Annotated in this window: 15 protein-coding genes; 11 read left to right on the top strand and 4 right to left on the bottom strand. The window is 40.0% G+C overall.

Going from position 1 to position 16408, the window contains the following annotated elements:
- Nucleotides 1-92: 92 nt before the first annotated feature.
- Genes abc-f through galU form a run of 4 tightly spaced genes read right to left on the bottom strand, consistent with a single transcriptional unit; the run spans nucleotide 93 to nucleotide 4330 of the window.
- Nucleotides 93-1682: a ribosomal protection-like ABC-F family protein gene (gene abc-f, locus CVS84_RS05450; RefSeq protein ID WP_107691479.1), complete on the bottom strand. Its 1590-nt coding sequence runs from the start codon at nucleotides 1680-1682 to the stop codon at nucleotides 93-95.
- 60 nt (nucleotides 1683-1742) lie between these two features.
- Nucleotides 1743-2288: a DUF1287 domain-containing protein gene (locus tag CVS84_RS05445; protein ID WP_107691478.1), complete on the bottom strand. Its 546-nt coding sequence runs from the start codon at nucleotides 2286-2288 to the stop codon at nucleotides 1743-1745.
- Nucleotides 2289-2291: 3 nt separating this feature from the next.
- Entirely contained in the window at nucleotides 2292-3512 is a 1221-nt protein-coding gene (locus CVS84_RS05440; protein ID WP_107691477.1) for a glucose-6-phosphate isomerase, read from the bottom strand.
- On the bottom strand, nucleotides 3509-4330 hold the full coding sequence (gene galU, locus CVS84_RS05435) for a UTP--glucose-1-phosphate uridylyltransferase GalU (protein ID WP_107691476.1): 822 nt from the start codon (nucleotides 4328-4330) through the stop codon (nucleotides 3509-3511). Before galU ends, CVS84_RS05440 begins: the two co-directional genes overlap by 4 nt.
- A 125-nt stretch (nucleotides 4331-4455) precedes the next feature.
- Between galU and CVS84_RS05430 the strand changes: the two genes are divergently transcribed.
- From CVS84_RS05430 to tsaD, 11 genes are all read left to right on the top strand, one after another.
- Nucleotides 4456-5097 carry an IMPACT family protein gene (locus CVS84_RS05430; protein ID WP_107691475.1) on the top strand — a complete coding sequence of 214 codons (642 nt, stop codon included), beginning with the start codon at nucleotides 4456-4458 and terminating at the stop codon, nucleotides 5095-5097.
- A 39-nt stretch (nucleotides 5098-5136) separates the two neighbouring features.
- On the top strand, nucleotides 5137-5952 hold the full coding sequence (lgt, locus tag CVS84_RS05425) for a prolipoprotein diacylglyceryl transferase (RefSeq protein ID WP_107691474.1): 816 nt from the start codon (nucleotides 5137-5139) through the stop codon (nucleotides 5950-5952).
- A 119-nt stretch (nucleotides 5953-6071) separates the two neighbouring features.
- Nucleotides 6072-6770 carry a fumarate reductase cytochrome b subunit gene (locus tag CVS84_RS05420; protein ID WP_021091688.1) on the top strand — a complete coding sequence of 233 codons (699 nt, stop codon included), beginning with the start codon at nucleotides 6072-6074 and terminating at the stop codon, nucleotides 6768-6770.
- Nucleotides 6771-6784: 14 nt separating this feature from the next.
- On the top strand, nucleotides 6785-8803 hold the full coding sequence (locus CVS84_RS05415; protein ID WP_084109407.1) for a fumarate reductase flavoprotein subunit: 2019 nt from the start codon (nucleotides 6785-6787) through the stop codon (nucleotides 8801-8803).
- Nucleotides 8796-9515 carry a fumarate reductase iron-sulfur subunit gene (locus CVS84_RS05410; protein ID WP_021091811.1) on the top strand — a complete coding sequence of 240 codons (720 nt, stop codon included), beginning with the start codon at nucleotides 8796-8798 and terminating at the stop codon, nucleotides 9513-9515. Before CVS84_RS05415 ends, CVS84_RS05410 begins: the two co-directional genes overlap by 8 nt.
- A 362-nt stretch (nucleotides 9516-9877) precedes the next feature.
- A complete protein-coding gene (locus tag CVS84_RS05400) occupies nucleotides 9878-10777 on the top strand; it encodes a restriction endonuclease (protein ID WP_107691472.1) in 900 nt (299 codons plus the stop codon).
- Between the two features lie 232 nt (nucleotides 10778-11009).
- Nucleotides 11010-11741 (top strand): phosphatidate cytidylyltransferase, encoded by a 732-nt coding sequence (locus CVS84_RS05395; RefSeq protein WP_084041191.1) that lies wholly within the window; start codon nucleotides 11010-11012, stop codon nucleotides 11739-11741.
- Nucleotides 11723-12832 (top strand): 1-deoxy-D-xylulose-5-phosphate reductoisomerase, encoded by a 1110-nt coding sequence (gene dxr, locus CVS84_RS05390; RefSeq protein WP_107691471.1) that lies wholly within the window; start codon nucleotides 11723-11725, stop codon nucleotides 12830-12832. Before CVS84_RS05395 ends, dxr begins: the two co-directional genes overlap by 19 nt.
- Nucleotides 12819-14054, top strand: a complete 1236-nt coding sequence (locus CVS84_RS05385; RefSeq protein WP_103582223.1) for a uracil-xanthine permease family protein — start codon at nucleotides 12819-12821, stop codon at nucleotides 14052-14054. Before dxr ends, CVS84_RS05385 begins: the two co-directional genes overlap by 14 nt.
- On the top strand, nucleotides 14054-15346 hold the full coding sequence (locus CVS84_RS05380) for a M99 family carboxypeptidase catalytic domain-containing protein (protein WP_107691470.1): 1293 nt from the start codon (nucleotides 14054-14056) through the stop codon (nucleotides 15344-15346). The genes CVS84_RS05385 and CVS84_RS05380 overlap by 1 nt, the downstream gene beginning before the upstream one ends.
- Entirely contained in the window at nucleotides 15343-16350 is a 1008-nt protein-coding gene (gene tsaD / locus CVS84_RS05375) for a tRNA (adenosine(37)-N6)-threonylcarbamoyltransferase complex transferase subunit TsaD (protein ID WP_107691469.1), read from the top strand. Before CVS84_RS05380 ends, tsaD begins: the two co-directional genes overlap by 4 nt.
- Nucleotides 16351-16408 lie beyond the last annotated feature (58 nt).

The following is a 16408-nucleotide window of genomic DNA, read 5'->3' as shown; positions in this document are numbered from 1 at the left end:
AATTTATATAGCTAGATTAATACTTGCAAGATTTTGTAGTAAATATAAATTTTAATCTTGCCCCTACAATCAGGAGCAAGGAATAACAAATTTTAGCTCTCAAGCCCTAAGTTTGCTCTATACTCTTCATATGTGCCTTTAAAATCAACCACTTCGCCATTGCCTTTTAGGTGTAAAATTCTATTTGCAAAGGCGTCAATTAGCTCCCTATCGTGGCTCACGCAGATGACTGAGCCGTTAAAGTTATAAAACGCCTCGCCAAGCGCGATGATAGCTTCAAGGTCTAGGTGGTTATTTGGCTCATCCATGACAAGTAAATTTGGCCTATGAAGCATAAGCTGAGCTAGTCTTACTCGGTGTTTTTCGCCACCGCTTAGCGCGCCTACTGCCTTTTCTTGCTCGGCACCACTAAAGAGCATCCTGCCGAGGCACTTTCTGATCTCGTCTATGTCCTTGTTTTTAGCATCTTGCAAATATTCATAAAGCTTTAGCTCGCCATCTATCTTATTTACCGTATCTTGCGCAAAATAGCCTAGCTCAATGGTCGCACCTATATGCACCTCGCCCGCATCTGGCTTTATCTCGCCCATTATGATCTTACAAAGCGTGCTTTTACCAACGCCGTTGTGTCCGATAATGGCTAGTTTGTCGCCCTTTTCAAGCTTAAAGTTAAAATTTTCAAATATCACCTTATTATCAAATTTCTTACTTATATTTTTAAGCTCTATTAGCTCGTTTCCTATCTCACGGTTTGCACGAAATAGTATACTAGGGTCGCGTCTACTTGATACTGCGATCTCTGCGATATCTAATTTTTCAAGCTGTTTTGCACGAGATGTCGCCTGCTTTGCCTTGCTCGCATTTGCTGAAAATCTCGCGATAAATTTCTCCAGCTCCTCTTTTTCTTTTAGCTTCTTATCACGCTCCATCTCATGCTGCTTTGCGATCAAATTTGCAGCCATATACCAGTCGTCGTAGTTGCCCGAAAACTCGCGAATTTTCTTAAAATCCACATCCAAAATATTTGTACAAACTCTATTTAAAAAGTGCCTATCATGGCTGATAACCACAAGTGTGCCCTCGTGGCGATTTAGCTCGTTTTCTAGCCATGCGATCGCGTCTATATCAAGGTTGTTTGTTGGCTCGTCTAAAAACAAGATGTCTGGCTTTGGAAATAGCACCTGCGCTAGCAAAACCTTAACTTTATCTGAGTTTTCAACCTCGCTCATGAGCTTATCAAATTCATTTAGCCCTAGCGAGCTTAAAATTTTTTCTATCCTAGTCTCGTACTCGTAGCTTGGATCCTCCTCGGCGCTTATCATCTCAAGCTCGCTTAAGCGCTCATTTATCTCATCTGTAAATTCCTCGCTCATATAGAGCTTCTCTTTCTCTTTGACAGCGTCATATAGGCGTTTGTTGCCATAAAGCACGGCATCTTTTAGCGTGAAATTTTCAAACGCAAACTGATCTTGCCCAAGCACGCCAACTTTTAGCCCATTTTCTATGATGATCTCGCCGCTAGTTGGCTCGATAGCTCCGCTTAAAATTTTTAAAAATGTCGATTTGCCAGCGCCATTTGCACCGATTAGCCCATATCTGTTGTGGCGATTTAGCTTTAAATTTACATCCTCAAATAGCAAACTGCTTGCAAATCTTTGAGTAAGTCCCCTAACTTCTAACATTATTTTTCCTTGAATTTATTTTTTGGATTTTGCCTAAAATTTGATTAAAAAGCCATTTTGCTACTTTAGCCTAAAATGCCCCGTGATCTTGTAGCTATAAAGTATGTTTTCTTCTTGCACGCCAGAGCCGATATTGTGGATGACAAACGGTGTTTGGCCTTCAAATTTATCTGAGATCACACCGATGTGAGGTAAATTTCCTGGCAGCACCCATGTGACGATATCCCCTGGTAAAAATTTATCATCACTCACCTCAAAACCTTTTCTTTTTAGATAGGTAGCGATGTTTAAAACACGCCTGTGATCGATGTTTTTATCAGCCTTTTTAAGTCCCCATTTTTTAGGATAGCTTGCAAAATTTCTACTCATATCTTCAAAAATGAGCCTTTGCAGATCCATATCTTGATGCCGCAAAGCCCTTACCACAACATCTGTGCAAACGCCCTTTTCGATATCCACATCGCCCATAGGATAGGCTAACTTTTCGTAGCTTGAATCGTAACTTAGCGTCACGCCTATCTGCGACCTAGCGTCATTTACAAATTTGCTCGCCGAAAAGGCAAAAATTTGCGTAGCAAAAAGAGCCAAAAGTAGAAATTTCTTCATTTTCTACTTTAAAAGCATGGTTTTTAGGATACGTTTTCCTATCTCAACGCCTGGCTGATCGTAGGTGTTGATGCCTAGCATGATACCAGTAGCCGAGGTTAGTAGCTCGTAATAAAAAATTAGCCAGCCAGCGTGAAATTCATCAAGCCTCTCAAGTGTGATCGTATCGACACTTATCCCCTCTTGCACGAGTGCCATAGCCGTTGCGTCGCACTGCAAATTTATAAGCTCATTTAGGCTAAGTCCTGCTACAAAATCGCACTCCTCAAGCCCTTTTAGGCTAAAGCTTGGAATAGTCTTGTCACTTGCGTGATCTTTTATCTTTATAAACGTCACGCTCTTATCTTTTACGCCGTCCATGATAAGCTGCAAAAAGCTGTGCTGATCACGGCTGCCGACAAGTCCAACTGGCGTAAGACCAACTCTTTTGTAGCCTCTTTTTTTGCCAAGACTCTCCGCCCAAAGCTGCACATACCAGTCGTTAAATTCAAAAAATCTATCGCAGTAGCTAAATATGACATTTATACTGGCATTTCTGCTAGTGGCGTAGTGGTAAGCTTTAGCGACTATGGAGCTATCTTTTTGCTCGATGTATTGCTTCTTGCAAGCAAGCGCACCCTCCAGAAGTGCCTTTATATCGTAGCCACAGATACCAAGAGGCACAAGACCTATCGCACTTAGCACACTAAATCTCCCTCCAACATTTTTTGGGATATTAAAAAATTTAATGCCATTTTCTTTGGCAAAATTTTCTAAATTTGTCCCAGGATCAGTGATGATGAGGAAATTTTTGCCTAAATTTTGAGGCTTAAAGTCATCAAGCAGGCACTTAAAAATAGTGATTGTCTCGATCGTATTGCCTGATTTTGAGCTTATTATAAAAAGCATCTCGTCAAAATTTACTCCATCAAGCGTGTTTTTGTAGCTGCAAGGATCGACGTTATCTAAAAATAAAAGCTCTCTTTTTATCCCTTTAGTGCCATCAAGCATCGATTTTAGCGCCTTTACGCCAAGACTGCTGCCGCCAATGCCGACTAGCACGACATTTTTGATATGAGCTAGCCCCTTTTCATACTCCTCGATCTCGCCAAGCAAATTTTGCCCAAGGGCTGGTAGGTGATAGTAGCCTATCTCGCCGCTTTCATACTCATCGTTTATCCTCTTGGCGTAGGAGTCGATAACCTCACTGCTTGCAAAGTTAAATTTAAAGCAAGTTTCTATCATTTATTTCGCTCGTAAAAGAAATTTGTAGCCTCGACAAAACCATCGATGCTACCACAGTCAAATCTCTTGCCTTTAAATTTATAAGCTAGCACCATGCCATCTTTTGCCTGCGCTTTTAATGCGTCCGTGATCTGAATTTCGCCGTTTTTACCTGGCTTTGTTCGCTCTAAAATGTTAAAAATATCTGGCGTTAGGATGTAGCGTCCAATGATAGCTAAATTTGTCGGAGCCTCGGTAGGATCAGGCTTTTCAACCATATCATCAACCATTATAAGATCATCTTCTATAAACCTGCCGCTTACGACGCCATAAGACTTAGTCTGCTCTTTTGGCACCTCCATCACTGCAACGACGCTGCAGCGATATTTCTCATAAATTTTAACCATCTGTGAAAGCACACCCTCGCCATTTTCATTTATACATAGATCATCTGCCAAAATGACCCCAAATGCCTCGTCACGAACTAGAGTTTTGCCCGTATAAATGGCGTGTCCAAGCCCTTTCATAGCATTTTGCCTAGTAAATGAAAATGTGCATGAACTCATTAAATTTCTAACTTCACTAAGCAACGACTCTTTTGAGCTGCCTGCGATCTCTTTTTCTAGCTCGTAGCTAATGTCAAAATAGTCCTCAAGTGCCCTTTTTCCGCGTCCTGTGACAAACGCCATATTATCCATGCCAGCCGCAAGCGCCTCATCAACGCCATAGTGAATGAGCGGTTTTGTAAGGATTGGCAACATCTCTTTTGGGAGTGATTTTGTAGCTGGCAAAAACCTCGTTCCATATCCAGCCGCTGGAAATAGGCAAGTTTGTATCATTTTAGTCCTTCGTGAAAAATTGCAAAATTCTACTATTTTTTCCTTAATAATATAAATTTGTCTGAATTTACAAGGCTTTAATTAGCAAAATGATAATATTTTAAAATTTAAAGAAAAGAGCAAATTTGCAGACGATTGATAGAATTTTTAAAGCTCAACTCGACATAAAAAAATCAAATTTTTTAGCATTTTTATGCCCGATAAGCGAATTTAAAAGTTTGCATGAACGCCTAAAAGAAGAGCATTTTAAGGCTGTTCACGTAGTTTGGGCGACAAGGGAGCTAAACAAATACGGACAAATAGTCGAAAATCAAAGTGATGACGGCGAGCCAAAGGGCACTAGCGGTCAGCCAAGCCTAAACGCGCTAAGGGGCGCTGAACTTATAAACGTTGGGGTCTTGATAGTTCGTTACTTTGGCGGGATAAAGCTTGGCACTGGAGGGCTTGTAAGAGCCTACTCAGGGGCTGTAAATGAAGCTATAAACGAAGCCATAAAAGATGGTGGCGTGATGAAATTTGAGATAAAAGATGAGATTAAATTTTTTACACCATTTTCATTAATGAGCCGCTTTGAGCACTATTTTGCCACTAAAAATTTAAGCGAGTTTGAAAGAGAATTTAATGATACTGGAGCGATTTGGAGCATAAATTTAAATGAAGCTGAGTTTGCCGAGCTATTTAAATTTTGCAAAGAATTTGAAGCAAGCGAATTTAAATTTTTAGCCCTTGCACTTAGTGGCAAGAGCTTATTCGCTCATCAAAGCTAAATCATTGTAAAATCTCAAAAAATTAAAAAGAAAGTAAAAATGGAAATTTGGAACGACATTTATAACCACTTTAACCCAGTCGCCTTTAGCGTCTTTGGCTTTAGCGTGCACTGGTATGGGCTTATGTATATCTTAGCCCTTGTTTTGGCACTTGCCATGGCAAAGTATCTCGTTAAAAAAGATAAAATCCCAATCTCAAATCAGCTTTTGGATAATTACTTTTTCTGGGTTGAAATAGGCGTTATTTTAGGCGCTAGGCTTGGCTGGGTTTTAGTCTATTCAGGCGAAGTAAGCTACTACTTGACGCAACCTTGGCAAATTTTTAATCCATTTCATAACGGCGAATTTATAGGAATTCGTGGCATGAGTTACCACGGAGCAGTAGTTGGCTTTTTGATTGCGACATATCTATTTTGCAAAAAGTATAAACAAAATTTATGGCAGCTACTTGATCTTTGTGCAGTTTGCATACCTTTTGGCTATACATTTGGCAGGGTCGGAAATTTCTTAAATCAAGAGCTTTTTGGGCGAGTTACAGATGTGCCTTGGGCAATAAATGTTTTTGGCCAGCCAAGGCATCCTAGCCAACTTTATGAGGCATTCTTAGAAGGTTTAGTTATTTTTATTATTTTATTTTTATATAGGAAATTTAAGAATTTTAATGGCGAGCTGATCGCGCTTTATGCTATTTTATACACTTTTGCAAGATTTATTTGTGAATTTTTTAGAGAGCCTGATTCAGGGCTTGGATTTATTATTTTTGATCTTTCAATGGGTCAAATTTTATCACTTATCATGTGTGGTTTTGGAATTTTTATTTATGCCTTGCTTTATAAAAAATTTTTAAAGCTCTAATATAAGTGTTTAAAAAATATTAAAGTAAAAATCTGCTAGCATTAGCTTTATCAATTAATACTAATATTTAAATTAGTATTAAGAAATGATAATTTATTTCAAATTTCTTAGGAGGGCTCATGACCGGGCTTATAGAAGGTTTTTTGGGAAAACGGTCGGACGACAAAAAAAGTCGCACTCCAGCCGCTTGGGATAGATGGCAAAGTATTACAGGGTTTATTTTGGCCTGTTTTATATTGTGCCATATGGTTTTTACTTCTACTATACTACTTGGCAAAGACGCATTTAACGCTGTCGTAGGGTTTGCGGAGGCTAAATTTTTATTCGGCGAGGCTACTTGGTGGATTACTAACGTTATTGCCGCGGTAATATTTGCCATTTTTATCGCTCATGCATTTTTAGCTATGAGAAAATTTCCAGCAAACTACAGACAATATCTAATGTTTAGAGGCCACAAAGACCGCATGAAGCACCTTGATACTACGCTTTGGTGGTTTCAGTTTTTAACCGGTTTTGCTCTATTTTTCGCAGCCAGCGCACATCTAGTGGATATAGTCTTTGGCGGACATATTACTGCCGACAAATCAGCGGCTGCATTTCATCAACTAGAAATTTTCTACTTCGCACTACTTGTTTTTATGGTCGTTCACGCTAGTATCGGTATGTACCGCTTGTATGTCAAATGGATAAGCATTGATGGTGCAAATAAGCACGAAATGTTTGCCAAAAGAAATAAGGCAAAAACAATTGTATTTGCCGTTTATGGCATACTTGCTATAATTGCGCTAATCGCCGATTTCGTGTGGATCAGCCATTAAAAAGGAGCTAGAAGATGAATGTAAAATATTATGATGCATTGGTAATTGGTGGTGGTCTAGCTGGTCTTAGAGCTGCTGTGGCTGCTGGAGAAAAGGGCTTAAGCACCGTTGTTTTAAGTCTAATACCTGTAAAACGCTCGCACTCTGCGGCTGCGCAAGGCGGTATGCAAGCCTCTTTGGGAAATTCAAAAATGAGCGAAGGCGACAACGAGGACGTACACTTTGCCGATACGGTAAAAGGTAGCGACTGGGGCTGCGATCAGCAAGTCGCGCGTATGTTTTGTCAAACCGCGCCTAAGGCGATCCGCGAGCTAGCTGCTTGGGGCGTGCCTTGGACTCGTATAACAAAAGGCGAAAGAAGCGCTATCATCAACGCTCAAAAAACGACTATCGTAGAAAAAGAAGAGGTCCACGGACTCATCCACTCTCGCGACTTTGGCGGAACTAAAAAATGGAGAACATGCTTTACGGCCGACGCCACAGGTCACACTATGCTTTTTGCCGTAGCAAACGAGGCTCTAAAACACAACGTCGAAATTCACGATAGAAAAGAAGCTATCGCGCTAATCCACGCAAACAACCGCTGTTACGGCGCGATCGTTCGCGATCTAGTTAACGGCGAGATCACGGCATACGTTGCAAAAGGTACGCTAATCGCCACTGGCGGCTACGGCAGGGTTTATAAACACACTACAAACGCCGTAGTTTGCGAGGGTATCGGCGCAGCCATTGCTCTTGAGACTGGCGTAGCTCAGCTTGGCAACATGGAAGCTGTTCAGTTTCACCCGACTCCGATCGTTCCAAGCGGTATCTTGCTAACGGAAGGTTGCCGCGGCGACGGCGGAATTTTACGCGACGTAGACGGATATCGCTTTATGCCTGATTATGAGCCTGAGAAAAAAGAACTAGCTAGCCGCGACGTCGTAAGCCGCCGTATCATGGAGCATATCCGCGCAGGCAAGGGCGTACCTAGCCCATACGGATATCACGTTTGGCTAGATATTTCTATCCTAGGACGCGAGCATATCGAGAAAAACTTACGCGACGTTCAAGAAATTTGCGAAATCTTTAACGGCATCGACCCTGCCGACACCGAAGTATATACCGACGAAAACGGTCGCCAACGCGGTAAAGGCTGGGCGCCGATATTGCCTATGCAGCACTACTCTATGGGCGGCATCAAGACAAAGCCTACCGGCGAGAGCCCGACGCTAGCGGGTCTATTTAGCGCCGGCGAGGCTGCTTGCTGGGATATGCACGGATTTAACCGCCTAGGCGGCAACTCCGTTTCAGAAACGGTCGTAGCCGGCATGATCGTTGGAGATTATTTTGCTGATTATTGTGCTAGCCACGAGATAGAGATAAACACAGCCGATATTGAGAAATTTGTAAAAAAACAAGAAGATTACCTAAATAGCCTTGTTAGCAAAGAAGGTAAGTTTAATGTCTTTGATATCAAAAACAAAATGAAAGATATCATGTGGGAACACGTTGCGATCTTTAGAACAGGAAAAGGCCTAGAAATTGCGGTTAAAGAGCTTGAAGAGCTTTATAAGCAATCTTTGGATGTCAAAGTCACAAACAAAGCACTATTTGGCAACCCTGAGCTCGAGGAGGCCTACCGCGTACCGAAGATGCTAAAACTAGCCCTTTGTATCGCAAAAGGCGCGCTTGATCGCACAGAAAGCCGCGGAGCGCACTGCCGCGAAGACTATCCGAAACGCGACGACCTAAACTGGCTAAACAGAACTCTAACTAGCTGGAAAGAGGGCGATACGCTACCGACTATCGTGTATGAGCCACTTGATATTATGAAAATGGAAATGCCACCAGCATTTAGAGGCTATGGTGCGAAAGGTAATATTATTGAGCATCCAGATAGTGCCATCCGCCAAAAAGAGGTCGATGAAATTCGTGAGAAAATGCAAGCTGAAGGTAAGAGTAGACAAGAAATTCAAGAGGCTTTAATGCACTACGATCTTCAACCAAAATATAAAGCACCAAACGAAAGAGCAGGAATAGGATATGAGTAGAAAAATAACCATAAAAGCATTTAAATATAATCCGTTAAGCAAAATTTCAAAACCACATTTTGCGACCTACGAGCTAGAAGAGACTGATGGTATGACGTTATTTATCGCGTTAAATATGATTCGCGAGAAATTTGACCCAGATCTTAGCTTTGACTTTGTTTGTCGTGCTGGAATTTGTGGAAGTTGTGGCATGCTTGTAAATGGTAAGCCAAGATTAGCTTGTAGAACTCTTACTAAGGATTTTGAAAGCGGAGTAATTGAGCTTATGCCTTTGCCAGTATTTAAGTTACTAAAAGACTTAAGCGTAGACACTGGCAACTGGATGAATGCGATGAGTAGGCGTGTGGAGAGCTGGATACACACCGATCACGAGACCGATATCTCTAAGCTTGAGGAAAAGGTTGAGCCTGAAGTAGCGCAGGAAGTATTTGAGCTTGACCGCTGCATCGAGTGCGGTATCTGCGTGGCTGCGTGCGGTACGGCTATCATGAGGCCTGATTTCATCGGTGCGGTCGGACTTAACCGCGTAGCTAGGTTTAAAATCGACGCGCTTGATAAACGAACCGATGAGGACTTTTACGAGCTTATCGGCGACGATGACGGCGTATTTGGCTGTATGACTTTGCTAGGCTGTGAAGACAACTGCCCTAAACACTTACCACTTCAAAGTCGCATAGCTTATATGCGTAGAAAAATGGCTGCTATAAAGTAGCAAAGGGGCTGCAAAAGCCCCAAATTTACTTCTAAATTTATTAAAAAAGATTGCAAATAGATGCCAAAAGGCATAAAAAGATATCAATAGATACAAATAAGAAAAATAAAAATATCAAAAATGGGATTGATAAGAGTGCGCCCATTATATAACCAAGTGGAAATGCGATAAATATAAAGACGATTCCAACACCAGAAACAAAACAAAAAATTAGCGCAAATATCGTAGCAAAGGTATTTACAAATAAGCTAATATTTTCTAAAAGAAAATTTGTTAGGCCAAGACATCTCATGTTTTGATTATAGCTTTTAAGCCAAAAAATTTATATAATTTCAAAAATTTGCTTCATTTAAGGATATAAAATGTTGCCAAGCTATAAAGATATGATGCTACCTATTTTGGAATTTGTCGCGCAAAAGAAAGAAGCAAATAGAGCTGAAATTTCTAAATTTATAATTGAGTATTTTAAGTTAAAAGACGAAGATATTTTACAAAAAATAAAAAGTGGAACTTTTACATATATAAGCAGGACGGGCTGGGCTTTATCCTATCTAGCTATAACAGCACAAGTAAAATCAAGGCCAGAAAAAGTGCCGCTTAAAAAAGTTGGTAGAAGCCTATTTGCCATAACAAATTTTGGCAAAGAGCTAGTAAGTAGCAAGGACAAAAAGAGCAAATTTCTCTCTTGGTACGATGAAATTTACAAACAAGAGATAAGGCAAGAGAAAAAAGAAGCCACAGAAAATACCCCAGATGACAATATAGATGAAGCACTTTGCAAGATAAAAGAAGAGCTAAAAAGTGAAATTTTATCTAGCATTTTAGAAAAAGAGCCAAGATTTTTTGAATACCTTGTAACAAAGCTACTTGAAAAGATGAATTATGGAGCTGAAAATCTCACAAATAAAGGCCCAGATGGCGGGATAGATGGCATCATAGATGAAGATGAACTTGGGCTTTCTAAAATTTATATCCAAGCAAAAAGATACAAAGACGGCAGTAATATCCGTAGGCCAGAAATTCAGCAGTTTATCGGCGCCATCTCAAATAAAAATACTAAAAAAGGTGTCTTTATCACTACGGCAAAATTTACCAAAGAAGCTGAAATTTTCGCCAAAGATAATCAAAATTTTAGCGTGGTTTTGATAGACGGCGACAAGCTTGCAGAGCTAATGATAAAATACAAAGTCGGCGTTCAAACAAGCCAAATATATGAAATTTGTAAAATCGATACCGACTTTTTTGAGGAAAATAATTTTTAAAATTTTAAGCCATAAAGCACTACTGCGTATATTTATTGCAAGTTGCTACTTGAGATCATTTCGGTCTTGCTTTATTTGTGTGCTTAAAAAGCAAATTTAAATCTTTACTAACGCCAAAATAGTCTAAATTTACCAGCTTAAAATGCTTTTTAAACCAAATTTTACTCTTATAAACGCCGTCTAAAATTTAAGTGTTATAATTACAGCGAAATAACGATTTTAAGGAGAGAGTATGCAGTCACGCATAATCACTGGCGTTTTGATGTTTGTTGCTATTTTGGTAGTTTTTTTTATTGATAATTATATTTTAAATTTTATCTTGCTCGGCGCTGTGCTTTATTTTGCATTTAATGAGTCGCTCAAGCTTTATAATATCGATCACAAACAGCTAGTTTTTGCCGCACTTGCTTTTTACGTGCTTACATATTTTACAAATCCAATTTTCATAGCGATCCTTGCTATCATGCTGGTTGCTTCGATCCTAGCTCACATAAAAAGTGAAAATTTAAAGCTAGTCGCACCTTTTGTCTATCCAACCACGCCGATCTTTATGATGTGGATGCTTTACTCAGAGTATGGCGTAGGCTATCTCGTATGGCTTATTTTAAGCGTAGTTGCAAGCGATAGTGGTGCATTTTTTGTTGGCAAAATGTTTGGCAAACATCCATTTAGCCCAAGCTCACCAAACAAAACAATAGAAGGCGCAGCAGGCGGCGTAGCAATAGGCACAGTAATTGGTTGCATCGTTGGAAATTTTGTCACCGAAGGATTTTTCCAAATTTTATTCTCAAGCTTTTTGGTCTGCGTGTTTGCGGTTTGGGGAGATTTGTTTGAGAGTTACCTAAAAAGACTTTGCGGCGTCAAAGATAGTGGTTCGCTCTTCCCAGGACACGGTGGCATGCTTGATAGGATAGATGGCTATTTATTTGGCGTAGTCGCCCTACTTTGGTCGCTCTCGTGGTAATACTTGGCTCAACTGGCTCAATCGGCAAAAACGCCCTTAATCTTTGCGAAAAATTTGGCGTAGAGGTTGAGGCGTTAAGCTGCGCTAAAAATGTAGATTTACTAAATGAGCAAATTTTAAAATTTAAACCAAAATTTGTCTGCGTAGGCGATGAAAAGCTAGTTAAAAATGTAAAAAACGTAGAAGCTAAAAATATCTTTTTTGGCGAGGCTGGACTGCTACAAATGCTAGAAATTTCAAGCTCAAAAAAGGTAATAAACGCCCTTGTTGGCTTTGCTGGCCTTGCTCCTAGTTTAAAGACACAAACTCTTGGCAAAAGGCTTGCCCTTGCAAACAAAGAGAGTCTTGTTGTTGGCGGCAAATTTCTAAAGACTAGAGAGATTTTGCCGATTGATAGCGAGCATTTTGGACTTAAATTTCTACTTGAAAATAAAACTGCACCAAAAAGACTCATCATCACAGCAAGTGGTGGCGCGTTTTATAAAAAGCCGATCAAATTTCTAAAAGACGCCACGCCAAGTGACGCACTAAAACACCCAAACTGGGATATGGGCGCAAAGATCACGATTGATAGTGCGACGATGGCAAATAAGCTTTTTGAGGTGATGGAAGCTTACTGGCTTTATGGCATCAAGGAGATCGAGGCTGTGATAGAGCCAACTTCTGCGATACACGCCGTAGTTGAATTTATAGATGGCTCAAGCACGATGCACCTCTCGCGACCTGACATGAAGCTAGCTATCGCTCATGCTATGTTTGAAAATATCAATGAAAATATTGTCTCACATGCAAATTTACTTGATCTTAAAAACATTAAATTTCATAAAATCAGTCATAAAAAATACCCGGTCTTTTCGCTAAAAGATGAAGTTCTAGCAAGCCCTGATCTAGGCGTAGTGATAAATGCAGCAAACGAGATTGGAGTATTTAGCTTTTTAGAGCAAAAATGCTCATTTTTGGATATCTCAAGGCTGATTTTAGGCTCAGTGAAAAAATTTAGAAATTTAAAGATCAATGATCAAGATGAAATTTTTGAAGTTGATAAAGAAGTTAGAAATTACGCAAAAAGGATGTTAAATGCAAAGGTATGAGGGTTATAAATTTGACCCCAAACAAAGCTTAATTGGTGTTCAGTTTTTATTTGTTGCTTTTGGTGCACTAGTATTAGTGCCTATACTTACGGGATTAGATGCAAACGTAGCTCTCTTTACGGCCGGTCTTGGCACGCTACTTTTTCAGATAATTACTAGAAAAAATGTTCCCCCTATTTTTTTAGCAAGCTCCTTTGCTTTTATCGCGCCACTTCAGTATGGTATCGAAAAATGGGGCATAGCCGTGACGATGGGAGGCGTTATATTTGCTGGATTTTTCTACGTTGTTTTAAGCCTCGTGGTCCGATTTGGCGGAGAGAAAATTTTGCATAAAATTTTGCCTCCAGTTGTCGTTGGCCCTGTCATCATGACCATAGGCCTGATACTTGCTCCAAATGCCGTCAAAATGGCAACATCAGCCACTGAAATTTATACTCAAAATGAGGCGATGATCGTCGCTGGCATTTCGCTAGTGGCTACTATTTTAGTGATGATGCTTGGACGTGGCATGTTTAGGCTTATACCTATTTTGCTTGGTATTATCACCGGATACATCGTAGCTTACTGCTTTGGCATGGTTGATTTTACCCCTATCTTTAATGCACCTTGGTTTAGAATGCCAAATTTCACTACACCAAAATTTGAGTTTGAAGCGATCATTTATATGATACCTATCGCCATAGCTCCAGCGATCGAGCACATAGGCGATATGCTTGCTATCTCAAATGTCACAAAAGAGGATTTTCTAAAAAACCCAGGCCTTAAAAATACGCTCCTTGGAGATGGACTTGCCACTTCGCTTGCTGCTTTTTTTGGCGGTCCGCCAAACACTACATACTCAGAGGTCACAGGCGCAGTTAGCCTTACAAAAGCTTATAATCCAGCAATCATGACCTTTGCAGCGATTACTGCTATCGTGCTAGCCTTCGTTGGCAAGCTAGGAGCTGTGCTTTCAACCATTCCAGCTCCAGTCATCGGCGGTATCATGCTACTACTTTTTGGCATCATTGCAAGCGTTGGCATGGAGACACTTATAAAAAATAAAGTCGATCTTGCAGACCCTAGAAATATGATAATCGTAGCTCTCATATTTATCTTTGCCATAGGTGGCATGGTGCTTGACCTTGGAGCGGTTAAATTTTCAGGCATAGGGCTTGGCGCAGTTACTGGTATAGTTTTAAATTTGCTTTTACCAAAGACAAAGCATTACGAAGGATACTAATGCGTAAATTTTTACTTTTTTTACTAACCTTTACCACTGCTAGTTTAGCCAATACTTTAGACTATGCGCTTATCAAAAAAGGTGAGCCAAGCGAAAACACGATGTTATTAATCGGTGGTATTCAAGGCGATGAGCCGGGTGGCTTTTTGGCAGCCTCTATCGTGGCTACTGACTATAACATCACAAAAGGCTCGCTTTGGGTTGTGCCAAATTTAAATTTCCCAAGCATAATCGAGCGAAGTCGTGGCACAAAAGGCGATATGAATAGAAAATTTGCCCATGTCGATAAAAACGATCCTGATTACAACTCAGTGATGAAGATAAAAGACGTCATCACTGATAAAAACGTTACGCTCATCTTAAATTTACACGATGGAAGCGGCTATTACAGAGATAAATTTATAAATAAAGACGAAAATCCAGATAAATGGGGCAATACTTGCATCATTGATCAAAGCACGCTTCCTGGCTCAAAATATCCAGAGCTTGAAAGTATCGCCTCAAGCGTAAAAGATGTGCTAAACAAGCATCTAATAGATCAAAAACACCAGTATCACATCAAAAACACGCACACTGCGATGGGTGACAAAGAGATGCTAAAAAGCCTAACTTACTATGCTATCACGCAAAATAAATCAGCCTTTGCAAACGAAGCTAGTAAAAATTTAAACGCTGAGCAAAGGACTTATTACCATCTAATCGCTATTGAAGAATATATGAAAAAGGCTGGCATTAGCTTTACTAGGCCGTTTAATCTTGATGTTAAAAGCGTAAAAAAGGCGATCGAAAAAGAGATCAGACTCGAGCTTGAAAATTCATACGCGATAAGTCTTAAAAATCTAAAACCTTTAATAAATTTTGTCCCACTTAAAAAAGGTGAGTTAAACTATAGCTCACCAAATCCGCTAATAGCCGTCATAAAAGAAAATGGTAGCTTCAAAGTGCAGTACGGCAACCGCTTTGTTACTAGGCTAAAGCCACAATATTTTGAGTTTGCAAAGCCGCTTGATGAAATTTTACTAATAAGTGACGGTAGCGAGCTTACATTAAAAAGTGGCGATAAATTTAGCGTGAAAAAGAGCTTTAAAGTAAAAGCACTCAAAAACATGCGCGTAAATGTCATAGGATACGGTACAAAAAGTATAGATGAGAGCGAGCAAGAAGTGACTAAAAATAGCCTAAATAAAAGCTACAGCATCGATAAAGACAGCAAAATTTACCGAGTCGAGTTTTATAAAAACGAAGATGGCAAAGAGAAATTTGCTGGCATGATCTTAGCGGAGTTTAAATGATACTTGGCATCGAAAGTAGCTGCGATGATAGCTCGGTCGCACTAATAGATGAACGCACTTTAGAGAAGATTTATTATAAAAAAATTTCTCAAGAAGAGGAGCACGCTATCTTTGGTGGCGTGGTTCCTGAGCTTGCAGCTAGACTTCATACAAAGGCACTGCCAGCACTTTTAGAGGATATCTTGCCAAATTTTAAAGATATAAAAGCGATCGCTGTGACAAATGAGCCAGGTCTTAGTGTGAGCCTAATAGGTGGCGTCAGCATGGCAAAAGCGCTAAGCGTGGCTCTTAATATCCCGCTAATTGCCGTAAATCATTTAGTTGGCCACATTTACTCACTATTTTTAGATCGCGAAGCCACCTTTCCGCTTGGCGTCCTGCTAGTAAGTGGTGGGCATACGATGATCTTAGAGATTGACGAAAATGGTGAAATCACTGAGCTAGCAAGCACTAGCGATGATAGCTTTGGTGAGAGCTTTGACAAGGTTGCTAAAATGCTTGATCTTGGCTATCCAGGCGGTGTCGTAGTTCAGCAAAATGCCCTACTTTGCAAAGACAAAGAGAGGTTTCATTTTACCATTCCACTTCTTCATGATAAACGCCTTGAATATAGTTTCTCAGGGCTTAAAAACCAAGTCAGAGTCGAAATTTCAAAGCTAGAAAATATCACACAAAAGGATATCGCTGACATCTGCTATGCCTTTGAAAACACTGCCTGTGAGCACATTTTAAACAAGCTTGAAAAGGTCTTTTGTTTAAGAAATTTTAAGCGTTTTGGCGTAGTTGGCGGTGCAAGTGCAAATCTAAATTTACGAAAAAGGCTTGAAACGCTTTGCCAAAAAAATGAGTGCGAGCTTTTGCTAGCTCCACTTGAATTTTGCTCTGATAACGCCTTGATGATAGCAAGAGCGGGGCGTGAGAAGTACCTAAAAGGCGAGTTTGTAAACCATAGCGAGCTAAATATAAACCCAAGAGTTAGCTTTAAAAAGCTTGAGTTAAATTAAACTTTTTTTAAAAAACATAAAATTTTGCGCCTAGATCTTGATAGCTTCGTAAGTAAAA

Origin of the sequence: Campylobacter concisus, assembly GCF_003048575.1 — a bacterium.
In the GTDB taxonomy this organism is placed as follows: Bacteria; Campylobacterota; Campylobacteria; order Campylobacterales; family Campylobacteraceae; genus Campylobacter_A; species Campylobacter_A concisus_U.
The sequence above is the reverse complement of the archived record's forward strand: the minus strand, read 5'-3'. Positions and strand labels throughout refer to the sequence as shown.